Here is a 1,294-nt window from a genome sequence, read left to right as displayed (position 1 = left end):
AATGTATCGGAAACTGCTTTCGAAGTAACTCTCTCTTTTAGAGAAGTCAGCGAAAAATTGGTAATCCCTTTTCATTCTATCCAAGTATTTTATGACCCTGTAGCAGCATTTGAAGCAGCATTTGATTTACCTTCAAATCTTAACTCTAAAGAAGGTGAAAATTTAGAAAATATCGCGTCTACACCTGTCATTTTATCGGACACACAAAAAAAAGAAAAGAAAACCCCAAAAGAACAAATTTCTAAAACAAATAAAGACTCTTCAAACAATGATACCAAACAAAGCGCTGACGTTGTTTCTTTAGATTCTTTTCGAAAAAAATAAATAATTTTTCTTATGACAAAACCAATTAACCTTCGCCAATTTCGAAAGCAAAAAAAACGTGCAGAACAAGCCATTCATGCAGAAGAGAATCGTTACCGTTTTGGACGAACAAAAGCTGAAAAAATTTTTGAACAAAAAGAATCCTTAAAAACGCAAAAATTTCTTGATCAAAATCGTTTATGGCCCAGTAAAGAAAAGTAAAAAAGTATGGACGTAAGTGATTCTATTGATTGGTCAAAAATGACTTTGCAAAAAATATCTGTTCGCATTGAGGGACATGCAACAAGTGTATCTCTAGAGCAGCCATTTCTGGATATTCTGAAAACCATAGCACGTAAAAAAGGACAATCTTTAGCCTTTATTATCACTGATATTGACAGTAAAAGGCCGCAACAAGTGAATCTTTCCTCTTCCTTACGCATTTATGCACTTCAAAGTGTTCTCATCCAACGCCTTTAATGTCCGTTTTTATTTTTCACGATCTCTGTCTTTTTTATTTAGCTGAAGATGTTGTTTCTTTTAAAGAAAAGTTTTTTAGACCTAGCGCTCAGATAAAAAAAAAACTACACAAAAGCTATAATGAATAATTTTTCTGATCACATACCATTCTTTGAAGATGACTCCCCTCCCCATAAGCATGAAAATAACTCTGGGTTAACCAACCAGAATGTAACAGTAAAAGAAAAAACACAATATAGTGCTGATTATTTAGAAAAACTCAATCCCGAACAACAACAGGCCGTTATGAATACAGAAGGCCCTCTTTTAGTTCTTGCAGGTGCTGGTACTGGAAAAACGCGCGTTCTGACAACGCGTATTTCTCATATTTTGCACTCTGGGCTTGCTTCACCTCAACAAATACTCGCTGTAACTTTCACCAACAAAGCAGCACGTGAAATGAAAATACGTATTGGTGAACTTATTGGTGAAATTGTTGAAGGCATGCCTTGGCTTGGAACTTTTCATTCTA

General features: G+C 34.9%; 4 protein-coding genes. All 4 read left to right on the top strand.

The annotated features are described in order from the left end of the window. Positions 1-324: ClpXP protease specificity-enhancing factor SspB (locus ACFIO5_RS10100; protein WP_375705325.1), on the top strand; the 324-nt coding region annotated here is incomplete at its 5' end. 12 nt (positions 325-336) lie between these two features. Then, entirely contained in the window at positions 337-525 is a 189-nt protein-coding gene (locus tag ACFIO5_RS10095; protein WP_011180955.1) for a DUF4169 family protein, read from the top strand. A gap of 6 nt (positions 526-531) precedes the next feature. Beyond that, on the top strand, positions 532-783 hold the full coding sequence (locus ACFIO5_RS10090) for a ribbon-helix-helix domain-containing protein (protein WP_011180956.1): 252 nt from the start codon (positions 532-534) through the stop codon (positions 781-783). A gap of 120 nt (positions 784-903) precedes the next feature. Next, a partial coding sequence (locus tag ACFIO5_RS10085) for a UvrD-helicase domain-containing protein (RefSeq protein WP_375705324.1) occupies positions 904-1,294 on the top strand: 391 nt, incomplete at its 3' end.

Source organism: Bartonella sp. AA86SXKL (genome assembly GCF_042196885.1).
The sequence above is the reverse complement of the archived record's forward strand: the minus strand, read 5'-3'. Positions and strand labels throughout refer to the sequence as shown.

What these genes read in the sequence shown, in the direction of transcription:
- ACFIO5_RS10095 (WP_011180955.1), top strand. Translation starts at nt 337, where the DNA reads ATGACAAAACCAATTAACCTTCGCCAATTTCGAAAGCAAAAAAAACGT.
- ACFIO5_RS10090 (WP_011180956.1), top strand. Translation starts at nt 532, where the DNA reads ATGGACGTAAGTGATTCTATTGATTGGTCAAAAATGACTTTGCAAAAA.